Source organism: Chitinophaga niastensis (genome assembly GCF_003014755.1).
GTDB lineage: Bacteria > Bacteroidota > Bacteroidia > Chitinophagales > Chitinophagaceae > Chitinophaga > Chitinophaga niastensis.
The window spans coordinates 123,957-139,849 of record NZ_PYAW01000003.1 but is presented as its reverse complement, the minus strand read 5'-3'; the positions used below and the strand labels follow the sequence as shown (position 1 = coordinate 139,849).

Below are 15,893 nucleotides of genomic sequence, written 5' to 3'. Positions count from 1 at the left end.
GAAATATTAAGAAGGAAGCGCCGATATTTTATTCACCTAGTCCAAAACTTAATACGCTATGCCAGAGAGCATTGCAGCGGAATTAAGCTCCCGTTTCGGTGACAGCACCTTTCTGCCACAAACTACACGGGATGAGACGCCCACCTTCTGGACGCCACAGGAGAAAATTGTGGCCGTACTACAATTCCTTAAATCCGAAATACAAATGCCTTATCGCATGCTCTATGACCTCACGGCCATTGACGAGCGTGCGTATAAACGGCCGGAAAACGGGCATAAACCGTACGATTTTACCGTTGTTTATACACTTTTTTCCTTCGACAGAAATGCCTTCCTGCGCCTCAAAGTAGGCTTGTACGGCGAATATCCTTCGCTGGAAAGTATTACCCCCATCTGGACAGCCGCCAACTGGTACGAACGTGAAGTATATGATATGTTCGGCATCAAATTCAATGGCCACCCCTTACTGAAACGCATCCTGATGCCTACCACCTGGGAAGGGCATCCGCTCCGCAAGGAGCATCCGGCCCGGGCCACCGAAATGGGGCCGTTTAAGCTCTATGATGAGAAGGTAGACAGGGAGCAGGAGGCTCTGCGGTTTAAACCCGAAGAATGGGGCTTAAAACGTCATAGCGAAGATGCCGACTTTATGTTCCTCAACATTGGTCCGCAACATCCGGGTACACACGGGGTATTACGTATCATTTTACAACTCAACGGAGAAGATATTGTAGATGCAGTACCGGACATCGGCTTCCATCACCGCGGTGCGGAAAAAATGGGAGAACGGCAGTCCTGGCACACTTACATACCCTATACAGATCGTATTGATTACCTGGGCGGAGTAAATAATAACCTGGCCTACCTGCTGGGCGTGGAAAAACTGGGCGGCATTGATGTGCCACTACGTGCACAGGTGATCCGCGTGATGCTGTGCGAATTATTCCGTATTGCCAGCCACCTGGTATGGTATGGCACCTTCGCACAGGATTTGGGACAACTCTCACCCGTCTTCTACATGTTCACCGACCGTGAGCGCATCTTTGAAATCATTGAAGCTATTTGCGGCGGACGTATGCATCCTAACTGGTTCCGTATTGGTGGCGTAGCACAGGATCTGCCCAACGGCTGGGATCAGCTGGTGAAAAATTTTATCAGTTATTTTCCGCGTCAGCTCAAGGAATATGATAACATGGTAATGAAAAATTACCTGTTCAAAGCACGCACAAAAGGTATTGGTGTTTATACCCTGGAAGAAGCTATTGACTGGGGTGTAACAGGCCCCGGTCTCCGTGCCTGTGGTATGGAGTGGGATATGCGCAAGAAGCGGCCCTACGGAGGTTACGAAAACTTTGCTTTCGAGATCCCGGTTGCACACAATGGCGATTGTTACGACCGCGCGGTAGTGCGGGTGGAAGAGATGCGCCAGAGTTTACGCATCATAGAGCAATGCCTGGCATACATGCCTGCCGGGGATTACAAATCACACCACCCGCTTGCTACCCCGCCAGTGAAGGCGCATACTATGAAGGATATAGAAACACTCATACATCATTTTTTAAACGTAAGCTGGGGCCCCGTGATTCCCGCAGGAGAAGCGATGAGTTGTACAGAAGCTACAAAAGGCTGGAATAGCTATTATCTCATCAGCGATGGCAACACCGCTGCTTACCGGGTACGTGTACGCACGCCCTCTTTCCCGCACATGCAGATGATTCCATTGATCAGCCGCGGCTATACGGTGGCTGACCTGTTATCTATCCTTGGCGGAATGGACTACGTACTGGCAGATATTGACAGATAATTTAATCAACATATGCTTTCAGACACTGAAATAGCACAAATAACACACGAACTGCAACAGGTGCCGGTTAAAAAAGCCGCGTGCATTGAAGCACTGAAAATAGTGCAGCAGGAACGACGCTGGGTATCCGACGAAAGTATAGAAGATATTGCTTCACTGCTGGATATGAGTACCGCGGAGGTAGACAGTGTAGCCACTTTCTATAATCTCATTTTTCGCCGCCCCGTTGGCCGGCATGTAATCCTGCTCTGCGATAGTATCAGTTGTTACGTGATGGGCTATACGAAAATACAAAATAAGCTGATGGAGCTGTTGCACATAAAGTATGGCCAGTCAACTGATGACGGGCGTTTCACGCTGCTGCCCAATGCCTGCTTAGGTACTTGTGATCACGCACCGGCGCTCATGATAGATAATGATTTATACAGAGATCTGAAAGAAGAAGAACTGGAAAAGATACTGAAGAAATATGAATGAGTTTTAAATGTTATTACAGTAAAAATTTTTATCGAAAGAAAACAGATAAATATAATGGAACGTCCGCTCACACAACATATTCCTGCTTCCGGTGCTGCCTTACACATAAAGGAGTACGAAGCTGTGGGTGGCTACACCGCACTACGCAAGGTATTGCAGGAATTCACACCAGCTGAAGTAACTGCACGTGTAAAGGATGCTGACCTGAAAGGCAGAGGGGGAGCAGGTTTCAGCACAGGCATGAAGTGGAGCTTTGTACCCATGAATGTATCAGGTCCTAAATACCTGGTAGCAAATGCAGATGAAATGGAACCGGGCACCTTCAAAGATCGTTGGCTGCTGGAAGGTAATCCGCATCAGTTGCTGGAAGGCATGATCATTTCAGCTTACGCCATTCAGGCTACTCAGGCTTTCGTTTTTCTTCGCTGGGCCTATAAAGATGCTGCGCGTGAAATGAATAAAGCTATTGCAGATGCATACGCAGCAGGTTATCTCGGCAAAAATATCCTCGGAAAAAATTATAGCCTGGAGATGCAGCTGCATACAGGTGTGGGAAGATATATGTGCGGAGAAGAAACCGCTTTACTGAATTCACTCGAAGGTAAACGGGCTATACCCCGCGCCAAGCCACCGTTTCCACAGGTAAGCGGCTTGTTTGGTAAACCTACTATCGTCAATAATGTAGAAACATTGTCTTTTATACCGCATATCATGAATAATGGCGGCGACTGGTTTAAATCGCTGAGCCATACCGCCGACGGGGGTACGAAAATATATGGTGTGAGTGGTCAGGTTAATAATCCCGGTGCATGGGAGCTGCCTATGGGAGTAACAATGCGCGAGTTGCTGGAAGAACATGCAGGTGGTATGAAAAACGGTTTTCGTTTCCGCGGTGCATTACCGGGAGGAGCCTCCACCGATTTCTTAACCGATGCACATATGGATGTGAAAATGGATTTTGCAGGAGTGGCTGCTGCCGGCAGTCGCCTGGGAACCGGCACCATGGTGGTATTAGACGATCATACCTGCCCGGTAGGTTTTGTACATAATCTGGAACACTTCTTTGCTCAGGAATCCTGTGGCTTTTGTACGCCATGTCGTGAAGGGCTGCCCTGGACAGAGAAAATATTATATGCATTAGAACAGGGACACGGAACGTATGCAGACCTCGACCAGCTCGATATGCATACGAAGCTGCTAGGCCCCGGAAATACCTTTTGCGCACTGGCCCCCGGCGCGATGGAGCCATTGCAAAGCGCACTGAAATATTTCCGGGAAGATTTTGAGCAACATATCAAAGAAAAAAAATGCCCTTATGCCCATCATTCACATTGACAATAAACCATATGAAGTAAAGGAGGGCAAGAACCTGCTGGAAGCTTGCCTGTCGCTGGGTTTGAACCTTCCTTACTTTTGCTGGCACCCGGCACTGGGCTCCGTAGGTGCCTGCCGCCAATGTGCGGTAAAAGTGTTTAAAGATGAAGATGATAAAAAAGGACGGATTGTGATGTCCTGCATGGAGCCGGTAAAAGATAATCTGCGTATGTCCGTTGACGATAGTGACGCTAAATCTTTTCGCGAACACGTGATAGGCTGGCTCATGACCAATCATCCGCACGACTGTGCCGTTTGTGATGAAGGCGGCTCCTGCCACTTACAGGACATGACGGTCATGACCGGCCACGCTTACCGCGATTACCGTTTTACAAAACGTACTTACAGCAACCAATACCTGGGTCCGTTTCTGAATCATGAAATGAACCGTTGTATACAATGTTATCGCTGCGTGCGTTTTTACAAAGACTTTGCCGGTGGAAAAGATCTTGATGTTTTTGCAGCCCACAACCACGTGTATTTTGGCCGGCAGCAGGATGGAACACTCGAAAGTGAATTCAGTGGCAACCTCGCAGAGATTTGTCCCACTGGTGTATTCACTGATAAAACACTGAAAGAACATTATACCCGTAAATGGGATATGACTTCCGCACCATCTGTTTGTCAGGGTTGCGGACTGGGTTGTAACATCATTGCAGGTGAAAGATATGGAACGGTGAGGCAGATCACCAATCGTTTTAATGGTGATGTAAATGGTTACTTTTTATGTGATCGTGGGCGCTATGGTTATGAATTTGTAAATAGTAAGGACCGCATCAAAGCGCCAATGGTACGCCATTCTCCGGCAGAAGGATCTAATGGTATACCTCTTATGCAGCACATCCGCAGTAAGATAGTATCCAAAAAGGTAATAGGGATCGGCTCTCCGCGCGCTTCCCTGGAATCCAATTTTGTGTTGAAGCAGCTGGTGGGAGCAGATAATTTTTATTTAGGTGTATCCGCTGCGGATCATTCACTGGTATCGCTGGCATTAAAGATTTTACAACAGGGTCCGGTACGTGCCGCCTCTCTGCAGGAAGCCGCTGCTGCTGATGCCGTGTTGATTTTAGGAGAAGATGTAACGAATACGGCACCGATGCTGGCGCTGTCCGTACGACAGGCAGTGCGCCGCATCCCGGTAGAGCAGGCGATCAATAATGTGCACGTGCCCGCCTGGCAGGATGCTGCTGTGCGTGAAGCGGTGCAGGACAGTAAAGGGCCGCTCTACATCCTGAATGTATTGGAAACTAAACTGGATGAACTGGCAAAAGGTGCTTATCACACGGCCCCTGATAATATTGCGCGTATAGGCTTTGGCGTTAGCCACCTGCTGAGCGATAAAATGCCGGAGGTAACCGGTATGTCAGATCAGGGAAAGGCGATTGCGCAGGAGATAGCCACTACTTTAAAAAATGCAAAGAACCCGTTGATCATAGCAGGTTATGGCAGTGGCAGCGAAGCCGTTATCAAGGCTGCTGCCAACGTAGCCTGGGCATTGCACGACCTTGGCATTGATGCCATGCTCACTTTTACAGTACCGGAATGTAATAGTATGGGACTGGAAATGTTAGGTGGTCACCGCCTGGATACAGCGATGGATCAGGTATTGCATGATGCGGTAGATACTGCCATCATCCTGGAAAACGATTTGTATCGCCGCCTGAATCATCATACTGCTAATCATTTTTTTAAAAGTATAAAAGATATCATCCTGCTGGATCATCTCTATAATCCTACCGCAGAAAAAGCAACGGTGTTATTACCTGCCGGTACATTTGCGGAGTCTGACGGTACACTGGTGAATAATGAAAGTCGCGCTCAGCGGTTCTTCCAGGTATTTACACCTGGTACCGATGTGCAGGAGAGCTGGCGCTGGCTGTTGCAGGCAGGCGTCGCAACAGGCAATGCTTCTCTGGCCGGACTGGTACACCTGGATGATGTAGTGAGTGCTATAGCCCGCACCTGTAAAGTATTTGCAGGTATTGATACATTAACACCCGGTGCCGGATTCCGGATAGCCGGTCAAAAAATTCCAAGAGAACCACACCGCTACAGCGGCCGTACGGCTATGCAGGCCGATGTAAATGTAAGTGAACCCAAACCACCGGAAGATAGTGATACTGCGCTTTCCTTTACCATGGAAGGTTATAGGGGAACACCACCATCTGCCATGATTCCGTTTTTCTGGTCGCCGGGATGGAATTCGGTGCAATCAGTCAATAAATTCCAGGTAGAAACCGGTGGGGCGCTGCGTGATGGCAACCCTGGCAAACGTTTAATTGCGCCTAACGTAAACGGGCATACGCCGTTTTTTACACAGGTACCGGAACCTTTTCTGCCACTTGCCGGACACCTGCTTTTAGTACCGTTGCATCATATTTACGGGTCAGAGGAACTGAGTGTGCATACACCCGGTATTGCAGAGCGTATGCCGGCTCCCTATATCATGTTGCATAGTGAAGACGCCAAACGTTTCCAGGTAGCAGAAGGATATCTGTTACATTTTATAGAGAACGGTCATCACTATACGTTACCGGTAATTATCAATGATACACTGCAGCAGGGCGCTGCCGGTATCCCTGTTGGTTTGCCCAATATGGAGATAGCAGAAGCGCCACAGCTGATAAAAATATAATGCGCCATGACAAACTTTTGGTGGATAATAGGTGGGGTGCTCTTTGCACTGTTAAACACAGCCGCCGGATTAATATGGGTGGAACGCCGGATGCTGGCCTTGTGGCAGGATCGTTATGGTCCCAACAGGGCAGGGCCTTTTGGTGTGCTGGTAGTATTGGCAGATACGATTAAATTATTTTTTAAAGAAGACTGGATTCCGCCGTTTGCAGATAAAGTAGTGTTTGTATTTGCGCCTGGTGTAGTAGTATTCAGTGTACTGATGAGTTTTGTGGTAATGCCTTTTGCGCCGGGTATTGTTGTAGCGGATCTCAATATTGGATTATTGTTTTTCCTGGCCATGTCGTCATTAGGTGTATACAGCGTAGTGTTGGGAGGATGGGCTTCCAATAATAAGTATGCGCTGCTGGGCGCCATGCGCGGGGCTTCGCAGATGATCAGTTATGAAGTGTTTATGGGGCTGGCCTTAATGGGCGTGGTGGTGTTGAGCGGTTCTTTTAATCTGCAGGAAATAGTGGAAGCACAAAAAAAAGTATGGTTTATCATACCACAGTTTATTGGTTTCCTCATTTTCCTGGTGGCAGGTGTAGCTGAAACACATCGTTTGCCTTTTGATATACCAGAGGCGGAAAGTGAGCTGGTAGCAGGTTTTCACTCGGAGTATTCCGGAATGAAGTTCGGGATGTTTTTTATTGGTGAGTACCTGGGTATTACCCTTATATCCGGTATGCTGGTAACACTTTATTTCGGAGGATGGCTGGGGCCTGCGTTTCTGCCACCGGTGATATGGTTTATAATAAAAACTTTTGCCTTCATCATGTTATTCATTTTGTTCCGTGCTTCGATGCCGCGTCCAAGATATGATCAGCTGATGGAGTATGGATGGAAGGTGTTGTTTCCCTTATCGTTGCTTAACCTGATGATAACGGCTGCAATTAAGCTTTGGCTAAATACATAGATCACACAATTCCAAAATCTCAACAGGATGTTAAGTTTAGTAAGAAGTATGTGGTTGATATTCCTGCACATGTTTCATAAGCGGGAAACGTTCCAGTATCCGGAACAAAAAGCGCCGTTGCCTGCGCGCTGGCGTGGCCGCATTGCGTTGACCCGTGATCCGGATGGAGGAGAGCGTTGTGTAGGTTGTTACCTGTGTGCTGCTGCCTGTCCGGTAGATTGTATTTCTTTACAGGCAACAGAAGATGAATCCGGCAGGCGATATCCTGAATTTTTCCGCATTAATTTCTCCCGCTGTATCTTCTGCGGATTTTGTGAAGAAGCTTGTCCTACCTACGCTATACAGCTGTTACCCGATTATGAAATGGCAGAATACAACCGGCAAAACCTGGTGTATGAAAAAGAAGACCTGCTCATTAATAGTGAAGGTAAATATCCGGGCTACAATTATTATAACATAGCTGGTTTAGCCATCAAAGGCAAGGATAAAGGGGAAGCACAGGATGAAGAACCACCGGTAGATGTTAAAAGTTTAATACCATAAAAAACACAATAATGGATCCTGCCTTTTATATCGCTGCGGCCATTGCAATACTCTCCACGCTGATGGTGATTACCCGCTATAACATCATGCATGCATTGTTATACCTGGTGGTGTCGTTGCTGGCAGTAGCAGTGGTACTATACATGTATGGCGCACCTTTTATGGCAGCGCTGGAAGTGATTGTATATGCAGGGGCTATCATGGTATTGCTGATCTTTTTTGTGATGATGCTGAACCTGGGTAAGGAATCGGCTGAACGGGAAAGGGGTTGGCTGAAACCCCGGATCTGGATTTTCCCGTCGTTGTTATGTATAATATTGTTGGGAGAGTTGGTGTTCCTTGTTTTACAAAACCGGCAACCTGTTTCAGATGTCATCATTGTAAATCCAAAAGACGTAGGTATGGCGTTGTTCGGGCCTTACATCATTGCAGTGGAACTCACGGGTATCCTGCTAATGGCGGGCATTGTAGGCGCTTATCACCTGGGACGTCAGAAACAAAAAACATTACATCGTTTTCTTGAAAATACAGAAGTATGAACGTGCATCCAACTACTGCGGGCATGTTGCTCGCCGGCGTTTTATTTGTGCTGGGACTAATCAGTATACTCGTACGGCGCGACATTATTTTTATGTTGCTCTCTGTAGAAATTATGCTGAATGCCGCCGGCCTCGCCTTTGTGGTGGCCTCTTCACATTGGGGTACGGCAGACGGGCAGGTGATGTTCATGTTCATACTGGCCATGGCCGCTGCGGAAGTATCGGTAGGACTGGCACTCATACTACAGTTATATCATCAGCTTAAAACATTAGACAGCGACGAAGCCAGTAAAATGAATGGATAATAAATATTAATAATTATGCTCCCTGCATTGATCCCGGTCATTCCTTTTTTAAGTGCCTTCATACTCATGCTTGGCTGGAAACAGCTGAGTCGTGCAGCCGTTGCCGTAATCGGATGCGGCAGTATTGCATTGTCAGCAGCCGTCGCTATCGGAATAGCGGCACAGTTTGCAGCCAACGGGGAACAGGCCATACAACAACATGTATGGACCTGGCTACAGGCAGGAGGATTCAGGGCCGGTGTAGATTTCAGGATGGATGCATTATCTGTTGTTTTTGTATTGGTGATTACCATAGTAGGTTTTCTGATTCACGTATATGCAGCAGGGTATATGCACGATGAGCCGGACTATTCCCGCTTTTTCGCCTGCATGAATTTGTTTGTAGGTGCCATGTTGGTGCTGGTGATGGCCGATAATTTATTGCTGTTGTATTTTGGATGGGAAGGCGTAGGCCTTTGCAGTTATCTGCTGATAGGCTTCTGGTATAAGGATCCAGCCAACGGATACGCTGCGCGCAAAGCATTTATTGTTACCCGCGTGGGGGATACGGCGATGGGCATTGCACTGTTTATGTTGTTTCAATACACCGGTACTTTACATATTCAAAATATTCTCGAAAGCGCCACCCAACTGTGGTCAAAAGGTGATCCTACCATTACGTTGATTGCTTTATTGTTATTGGGTGGAGCTGTGGGTAAATCAGCACAGCTGCCTTTACAAACATGGTTACCGGATGCAATGGCCGGTCCCACACCGGTAAGTGCGCTCATCCACGCGGCTACTATGGTAACAGCGGGTGTATACCTCATTGCACGTACCCATACTTTATTTGAACTGGCACCTGCTGCACAAACAACAACTGCTGTTATTGGCGCCATTACGTTGGTGCTGGCGGGTTTCAGTGCACTGGTGCAAACAGATATAAAAAGAGTGCTGGCATATTCTACTGTCAGCCAGATCGGCTATATGTTCCTGGCACTGGGTTGCGGGGCATGGTCGGCTGCTGTATTTCATTTTGTAACCCATGCTTTTTTTAAAGCTTTATTGTTCATGGGTGCCGGTGCTATCATTGTGGCGTTGCACCATGAACAGGATATGTTCAAAATGGGCGGACTAAAAAAACAACTACGTGCTGTTTACTGGGTGTTCCTGATAGGTTCTGCGTCACTGGCAGCGATTCCTTTTGTGACTGCGGGATTTTATAGTAAGGATCAGATCATCTGGTTGTCGTGGTCTGCTGCCGGCGGTCATGTGGGATTTTGGCTGGCAGCCTTGCTGGGCGCATTGCTCACAGGGATGTATACATTCCGTATGTTTTTCCTGGTGTTTTATGGAGATATTAAAACAAAGGTGCATCACCGGCCTGGTAACAGTATGATGATCCCTTTATACATCCTGGCGGTATTATCTACCGTGGCGGGTTTCATAGAGTTGCCACATACGCTGGGACATGTTACGCTTTTCAGTAACTGGCTGCTGCCGGTGCTGCCTGCCGTAACGGTATTGCAGGAGAGTGCTATACTGGAATGGACTTCGCAGGGATTGTCGGCATTGCTGGCATTGAGTGGTATCGGACTGGCTTATGCCTGGGTGGTTATTCATCCCAAAGGAATGGTGGATTTTCTGGAAATGCCTGCCATACTTTGGTTCCGTGGCTTTTGGGCAAGGGGCTGGGACTTCGATAAACTGTACGATGTATTGCTGGTGCGTCCTTACGTGTACCTGTCGCGCATCAATAAAAGAGATCTGGTTGATAAATTATACACTGGCCTGGCGCAACTGATGCAATGGTGTCATCATATGCTCGCACGTACACAAAGTGGTTTGCTGCGCTGGTATATACTGGGCGTAGTATTGGGCGCAGTGGCTATATTATCTGTGCTGATCTGGCGTATATACATATAACTGAAACGACTAAACGATATTATATGATCTTGCTGGTACTTTTACTGATCCTTTTCGTTGCTGCGCTGCTATCATGGATAGTAGCGGCGAAAAGTAATTTATTGTGCCGTTGGATAGCACTTGGCAGCTTGCTGATCAACCTGGTGATTGTATTGGTCATATGGGTGAATCATACCACAACCGCCGATCGTTGGTGGTACAACTTCCGCGTGGACTGGATTCCGCATTTTGGTATCAGTCTGCACCTGGCCATGGATGGATTGAGTTTGCTGATGGTAGCTCTTACTTTTTTTCTGGGTGCATTGTCTGTACTGATTTCCTGGAAAGAGATTGATAAACGGGTGGGCTTTTTTCATTTTAACCTGTTGTTTGTGCTTTGTGGTATTACGGGTGTTTTTCTTACCATGGATCTTTTTCTCTTTTATTTTTTCTGGGAGATGATGTTGATACCGATGTATTTCCTGATCGGGATCTGGGGGCATGAACGCCGTGAATATGCAGCTAACAAATTTTTCCTTTTTACCCAGGCAGGTGGCTTGCTGATGTTGTTGGCTATCCTGGGATTATATTTTGTGCATGGAGCTAACACACACGTATATACGTTTGACTATTTTGACCTGCTGAATACACCGATGGAGCCTGGTACCGCGCGTTGGCTCATGCTGGGATTCCTTATTGCTTTCCTGGTGAAAGTACCGGCGGTACCTTTTCATACCTGGTTGCCGGATGCGCATACAGAAGCATCTACAGCAGGCAGCGTAGTGCTGGCAGGGTTGTTACTGAAAACAGGTGCCTATGGTATCCTGCGTTTTGTATTGCCGCTTTTTCCGGCTGCTGCTGTTGAAATAGCGCCGCTGGCGATGTTGTTAGGAGTAATAGGTATCCTGTACGGAGCAATGCTGGCATATGCCCAAACAGATTTTAAACGGCTGATTGCTTATACCAGTGTGAGTCATATGGGCTTTGTATTGCTGGGTGCTTTCGCCTTTAATGAAATAGCGTATCAGGGTGTGGTGATGCAAATGATAACACATGGCATCAGCACGGGCGCCCTGTTCATTATTGCGGGCGCGTTGTATGAACGTATCCATACCCGCAACTTAAAGCAAATGGGTGGCCTCTGGACGCGATTGCCGCTGATGGGCAGTGCTGTCATGATATTTGTAATGGGCTCACTGGGTTTACCCGGACTGGGCAATTTTATTGCGGAGTTCCTTGTTCTGCTGGGCAGCTGGCAGGCAAATCAATGGTTGACGGTATTTGCTACCATCGGGCTGGTAGTGGCTACTGCTTATTCATTGCGTATTATGCAGAAAGTATTTTTCGGGCCCTGTGACCGGCAGTACACTTTGCCGGATCTGAACATGCGCGAAATGGTCATCATTGTTGCGTTGGTAATAGTAATATTCTGGTTAGGATTTCATCCGCAACCGGTATTAAATACTTCCCAAAATATAAATTATGTCGTTCGCTGATTTTATTAGTCTGGGCCCTCTTATTACCTTAAGTGCTGCTGTGGTAGTGGCAATGTTGCTGGTAGCAGCGTGGCGTAACCACCGCATGGTATATGGCTTTTCGTTGCTGGCTTTTATGATGGCTCTGACAGCCATTATTCCTGCTATAAAATATATTCCGCATGCTATTCCGCCATTACTGGTGATTGATGAATTTTCTCTTTTTAATACCGGACTGATTTTAGTTGCAGGCTTTATCATCTTATTACTTTCATTTAATTATTTTGAAGAGCGGGAAGAGCGGAAGGAAGAATACTACCTGCTGCTGTTATTAGCTACCATCGGGGCTTTGGTGCTGGTGGTGAGCAGGCATTTTATGTCATTGTTCCTTGGCCTGGAAATACTGAGTATCAGCTTATACGGCCTTATTGCGTACCTGCGTACCCGTGAGCGTTCTGATGAAGCGGGGATTAAGTACCTGATGCTGGCTGCTTTGTCATCTGCCTTTTTATTATTCGGTATGGCACTCGTATATGCTTTTACGGGACATATGGATTTTCCCGGTATAGGTGTGGCTTTGCGACAGGCAGGTTATCTGCCGGTGAGTGTAATGGCGGGGTTTGGACTGATGCTGATTGGGGTAGGGTTTAAACTGGGCATTGTTCCTTTTCATATGTGGGCACCGGATATTTATGAAGGAGCACCCTTGCCGGTAGCGGCTTTCATTGCTACCATCTCTAAAGGTGCTATGCTGGTGTTGCTGATTCGTTTTTACCAGGATATTCACGGTAACGACTACCCGATGTTATGGTGGATTGTTGCCATCATTGCTGTAGCCTCTATGTTTGTAGGCAACTGGCTGGCGTTGACGCAACAGAATATCAAACGTATACTTGCTTATTCCTCCATTGCCCATATGGGCTATATTTTGGTGGCTTTCCTCTCTGGCGTACAAACCGGCCTGGAAGCCATTGCTTTTTACCTGGTGGCCTATTTTATTACCAGCATTGGTGCATTTGGCGTGGTGATTGTGATGTCCAGCAGTTTGCAGGATGCGGAAACGATCGCCGATTATAAAGGGCTGTTTTGGCGCCATCCATGGGTAGCTACCGTATTTACAGCCATGTTACTGTCGCTGGCAGGTATACCGCTTACAGCCGGGTTTATCGGGAAATTTTATATCGTAATGGCCGGTGTAAACGGGCACCAGTGGTTCCTGTTGTTTATGCTGGTTATAAACAGTGTTATCGGTTTGTACTACTATATCCGCCTGGTGGCAGCCATGTTCAGTGTACCTGCACCTGGTGAACAAACAATGGTTACACCTGCCTTGCCAATGGCAGGTAACATCACACTGGTTCTATTAACAATACTATTGGTAGCGCTGGGAGTATATCCTACAGCTATGATGCAACTGATTCAGCAAATGATGAGGATCCTTGTTTAACCCGCTCTCTTCTGTTCATCGCTGGTACCGGTTTTTCTTTCCCTGGCTGCTTTGATGGTAGTACTACCAAAGCGATAGCTAAAGAACAGATTTACCGTCCTGAATTGCCAGGTATTAAAAATGTTCATGTGCAGGTTTTCGAATTCTGCTGCACCGTGATAACTTTCATTACGGAGGATATTGTTGTAGCTAAGTTTTACCGTAGCATTCTTGTTCAGGAACATTTTCTGAATACCAACATTCAGATTGTATTGACTGTACCCCCTGAAAATACCGAAAACAAAAGGTGAGTTGTAATAGCCCATTACTTCCAGCTTCATATCATGTGGGAGGGTAATGGTATTGGTACTGCTGATATAATAATTAAAGTTCTCCCTGGTAAAAGTTAATTGATCATTAGCCGGATCATTGAACTTGTATTTATTATAGGAGAAGTCTGCATTATTGTCGCTGGTCCACCATTTGGTGATCTGGAAAGGTAATGTAAGCAGCAGGCTGGCTATGTCCGTTTTATCGTAGTTACGTTCTGTGCTGATGGAAGCTTTTGTACTGTCGTTCTGTGTAATAAATTCTTCCATCATATCTGTTGTTCTGCTCACGCGGAATGTGGCGATATATTTATCTTTAAACGTATAGGCTATTTCTGCGGAATTACTGTATTGCGGCTTCAGATAAGGGTTTCCTCTGAAGTAGGTATATTTGTCCAGATAAAACATAAAAGGATTTAGCTGGCCATACTGAGGCCTTTCTATTCTACGGGAATAAGCAAAGCTCAGCTTGTTCCTGTCATTTAATTTCTGTTCCACATTCACATTAGGAAAGAAGTCGAGATAAGAACGTTTTACACTGGTATTGGTAGTCAATGAGTGGCCTTCTGATGAAGTATTCTCTACCCGTAATCCTAACTGGACGGCAGTTTTGTTTAATTGTTTTTTATAGCTGGCATAGGCCGCATATACGTCCTCCTGGTAATTGAATTGATCGCTTAGTGTTGGAGATGGTTTAAATGCTCCATGGAACAGGGAGTCGAACTGCATTTCGTTGGTGGTAGTAACAAAACTTGCTTTTACACCGGTTTCCAGCTTGCCTTCTTTTCCTAAGGGCCAGCTCAGATCTGCCTTTAAACTCTTGATAGTAATTTGTGTACCACCGGTTGTACGGATGCTGTTTGGATTTCTGTTCAGCTGGGAATGCATATCATATACACTGTCGTGCAGTAACATGATCCGGTTGTTATTGAATCGGGCAAAGTCGGCATCAAAACTGATTTCCTTGCCACCCACTGTATCCAGTGCGCCTTTGTAGTTTAGGTTTACGGCTATATTATCAAAATGATTGTTGTTGGTGGTGAGCGAATTTATCACAGAATCCGCCGGCATTCCCTGTTTACCAAGATTGGTATTGCTAAAGATCTGATTACTGAAAGCATTTTTGTATCCATTGGCCAGCACACCGATGGTATGTTTTTCATTAATAAAATAATCAAATCCTAATTTCAGGTAATTATTTTTAAAACGGTTACGCTGAAAAACATCCTGTTGCAGTGCAGTGATACTTTTATCGCTTTCATGGATAGTACGGTTGTAATCGCGGGTTACCATACGTGGATAATCGCCCTGGTCAAAATTACCGAAGAAATTGAATTTCTCCGTTCTCCAGTTGAAGTTGCCAGACAGGCCATAGCGGCCATATTTAGATTGTGTAAGGGTAGCATTTACAGCGCCGTTAAAGCCTGTCATTTTCCCCTTTTTAGTTTTGATGTTGATGATACCGCCATTACCGGAGGCATCGTATTTGGCCGATGGGCTGGTCAGTATTTCAATCTGCGCAATACTTTCGCCTGGTGTGGTTTTAAGTAAATTGGTCAGTTGTTCTCCGCTTAAATAAGTGAGTTTCCCATCTATCATTACCGTTACACTTTGTCCTTTCAGGGTTACGTTTTCATTATTATCCACCTTTACTCCAGGTGCGCGGCGAAGTATATCCAGTGCACTATTACCGGCGGCGTTAACACTGTTTTCTACGTTGAGTACTGTTTTGCCGGCAGCACTTTCGATATAGGGTTTTGTTGCAGTAACATTTACTGCCTGCAGATTTTTAGCCAGTGTTTCCAGCTTTATATTATTTAAGGAGATAGATGTGTGAGCTGCATCTATTTGAAAAGCCTGGCTGTATTGCGTGGTATATCCCATCTGTGAAGCCTGTACAAAATAATGCCCGGAAGGGATCTTTTCAAAACTGCATTCACCTGTTGCACTCGTGAGTTCTCCTTTAACAAGAGAAGAATCTTTTAAATGACGCAAAGCCACACTGGCAAAGGGTAGGGGTTTACCTGCATTATCAAATATTGTAAGTGATATTTTTCCGGTGGGAACAATTTTTTGCGCAAGGGTGGTTAACGTACAGCAAATAAGCATTCCCAATACGAACATCATTTTTTTCATACTATCGTT

General features: G+C 46.2%; 12 protein-coding genes. 11 read left to right on the top strand and 1 reads right to left on the bottom strand.

Annotated elements, in window-relative coordinates; genetic code table 11:
- Nucleotides 1-58 precede the first annotated feature (58 nt).
- From nuoC to CLV51_RS15250, 11 genes are read left to right on the top strand one after another with little or no spacing between them, the layout of a single operon-like run.
- A complete protein-coding gene (nuoC, locus tag CLV51_RS15300; RefSeq protein WP_106528940.1) occupies nucleotides 59-1,804 on the top strand; it encodes an NADH-quinone oxidoreductase subunit C/D in 1,746 nt (581 codons plus the stop codon).
- A 12-nt stretch (nucleotides 1,805-1,816) separates the two neighbouring features.
- Nucleotides 1,817-2,281: an NADH-quinone oxidoreductase subunit NuoE gene (gene nuoE / locus CLV51_RS15295; protein WP_106528939.1), complete on the top strand. Its 465-nt coding sequence runs from the start codon at nucleotides 1,817-1,819 to the stop codon at nucleotides 2,279-2,281.
- A 54-nt stretch (nucleotides 2,282-2,335) separates the two neighbouring features.
- Nucleotides 2,336-3,616 (top strand): NADH-quinone oxidoreductase subunit NuoF, encoded by a 1,281-nt coding sequence (nuoF, locus tag CLV51_RS15290; protein WP_106528938.1) that lies wholly within the window; start codon nucleotides 2,336-2,338, stop codon nucleotides 3,614-3,616.
- Nucleotides 3,597-6,290: an NADH-quinone oxidoreductase subunit NuoG gene (nuoG, locus tag CLV51_RS15285; protein ID WP_106528937.1), complete on the top strand. Its 2,694-nt coding sequence runs from the start codon at nucleotides 3,597-3,599 to the stop codon at nucleotides 6,288-6,290. The genes nuoF and nuoG overlap by 20 nt, the downstream gene beginning before the upstream one ends.
- A 6-nt stretch (nucleotides 6,291-6,296) precedes the next feature.
- Nucleotides 6,297-7,247, top strand: a complete 951-nt coding sequence (gene nuoH, locus CLV51_RS15280) for an NADH-quinone oxidoreductase subunit NuoH (protein WP_106528936.1) — start codon at nucleotides 6,297-6,299, stop codon at nucleotides 7,245-7,247.
- Between the two features lie 27 nt (nucleotides 7,248-7,274).
- On the top strand, nucleotides 7,275-7,790 hold the full coding sequence (gene nuoI, locus CLV51_RS15275; RefSeq protein WP_106528935.1) for an NADH-quinone oxidoreductase subunit NuoI: 516 nt from the start codon (nucleotides 7,275-7,277) through the stop codon (nucleotides 7,788-7,790).
- A gap of 11 nt (nucleotides 7,791-7,801) precedes the next feature.
- Complete coding sequence (gene nuoJ / locus CLV51_RS15270) at nucleotides 7,802-8,329, top strand: NADH-quinone oxidoreductase subunit J (RefSeq protein WP_106528934.1); 528 nt, start codon at nucleotides 7,802-7,804, stop codon at nucleotides 8,327-8,329.
- Entirely contained in the window at nucleotides 8,326-8,634 is a 309-nt protein-coding gene (nuoK, locus tag CLV51_RS15265) for an NADH-quinone oxidoreductase subunit NuoK (protein WP_106528933.1), read from the top strand. The genes nuoJ and nuoK overlap by 4 nt, the downstream gene beginning before the upstream one ends.
- Nucleotides 8,635-8,649: 15 nt before the next feature.
- Nucleotides 8,650-10,539 carry an NADH-quinone oxidoreductase subunit L gene (gene nuoL / locus CLV51_RS15260; protein ID WP_106528932.1) on the top strand — a complete coding sequence of 630 codons (1,890 nt, stop codon included), beginning with the start codon at nucleotides 8,650-8,652 and terminating at the stop codon, nucleotides 10,537-10,539.
- 23 nt (nucleotides 10,540-10,562) lie between these two features.
- Nucleotides 10,563-12,014, top strand: a complete 1,452-nt coding sequence (nuoM, locus tag CLV51_RS15255) for an NADH-quinone oxidoreductase subunit M (protein WP_106528931.1) — start codon at nucleotides 10,563-10,565, stop codon at nucleotides 12,012-12,014.
- Nucleotides 12,001-13,440, top strand: a complete 1,440-nt coding sequence (locus tag CLV51_RS15250; protein WP_106528930.1) for an NADH-quinone oxidoreductase subunit N — start codon at nucleotides 12,001-12,003, stop codon at nucleotides 13,438-13,440. The genes nuoM and CLV51_RS15250 overlap by 14 nt, the downstream gene beginning before the upstream one ends.
- Here CLV51_RS15250 and CLV51_RS15245 read toward each other — a convergent pair.
- Entirely contained in the window at nucleotides 13,437-15,884 is a 2,448-nt protein-coding gene (locus CLV51_RS15245; protein WP_106528929.1) for a TonB-dependent receptor domain-containing protein, read from the bottom strand. The two genes, CLV51_RS15250 and CLV51_RS15245, sit on opposite strands and share 4 nt — an antisense overlap.
- Between the last annotated feature and the right edge of the window lie 9 nt (nucleotides 15,885-15,893).

What these genes read in the sequence shown, in the direction of transcription:
- nuoC (WP_106528940.1), top strand. Translation starts at nt 59, where the DNA reads ATGCCAGAGAGCATTGCAGCGGAATTAAGCTCCCGTTTCGGTGACAGC.
- nuoE (WP_106528939.1), top strand. Translation starts at nt 1,817, where the DNA reads ATGCTTTCAGACACTGAAATAGCACAAATAACACACGAACTGCAACAG.
- nuoF (WP_106528938.1), top strand. Translation starts at nt 2,336, where the DNA reads ATGGAACGTCCGCTCACACAACATATTCCTGCTTCCGGTGCTGCCTTA.
- nuoG (WP_106528937.1), top strand. Translation starts at nt 3,597, where the DNA reads ATGCCCATCATTCACATTGACAATAAACCATATGAAGTAAAGGAGGGC.
- nuoH (WP_106528936.1), top strand. Translation starts at nt 6,297, where the DNA reads ATGACAAACTTTTGGTGGATAATAGGTGGGGTGCTCTTTGCACTGTTA.
- nuoI (WP_106528935.1), top strand. Translation starts at nt 7,275, where the DNA reads ATGTTAAGTTTAGTAAGAAGTATGTGGTTGATATTCCTGCACATGTTT.
- nuoJ (WP_106528934.1), top strand. Translation starts at nt 7,802, where the DNA reads ATGGATCCTGCCTTTTATATCGCTGCGGCCATTGCAATACTCTCCACG.
- nuoK (WP_106528933.1), top strand. Translation starts at nt 8,326, where the DNA reads ATGAACGTGCATCCAACTACTGCGGGCATGTTGCTCGCCGGCGTTTTA.
- nuoL (WP_106528932.1), top strand. Translation starts at nt 8,650, where the DNA reads ATGCTCCCTGCATTGATCCCGGTCATTCCTTTTTTAAGTGCCTTCATA.
- nuoM (WP_106528931.1), top strand. Translation starts at nt 10,563, where the DNA reads ATGATCTTGCTGGTACTTTTACTGATCCTTTTCGTTGCTGCGCTGCTA.
- CLV51_RS15250 (WP_106528930.1), top strand. Translation starts at nt 12,001, where the DNA reads ATGTCGTTCGCTGATTTTATTAGTCTGGGCCCTCTTATTACCTTAAGT.
- CLV51_RS15245 (WP_106528929.1), bottom strand. Translation starts at nt 15,884, where the DNA reads ATGAAAAAAATGATGTTCGTATTGGGAATGCTTATTTGCTGTACGTTA.